Source organism: Rhizobium sp. SVR5-2C (assembly GCF_056755115.1).
The window spans coordinates 1-244 of record NZ_JBNDHT010000531.1 but is presented as its reverse complement, the minus strand read 5'-3'; the positions used below and the strand labels follow the sequence as shown (position 1 = coordinate 244).

At 68.4% G+C, this 244-nt stretch carries 1 protein-coding gene; it reads left to right on the top strand.

The annotated features are described in order from the left end of the window. Positions 1 to 28 precede the first annotated feature (28 nt). The coding region (locus ACPYOI_RS36795) for a helix-turn-helix domain-containing protein (protein WP_481424274.1) at positions 29 to 244 on the top strand (216 nt) is incomplete at its 3' end.

The following is a 244-nucleotide window of genomic DNA, read 5'->3' as shown; positions in this document are numbered from 1 at the left end:
ACTGCTAACCGTGCGTTAAGGTTGCGTCATGAGCAACGATATGCAGGGGGAGAACAACAGCAGAGCTCCACGGCGGAGCAGCCGCGCCAACGGCGACACGAGCGGCGGCGTCCAGTCGGTCGATCGGGCGGTGCGCGTGCTCGAGACCCCGGCCGCCACCGGTGGCTCGGGCGTCAGCGAGGTCGCCGCCGACCTCGACGTGCACAAGTCCACCGCCTTCCTGCTTCTCGCCGCGCTGGAGGAT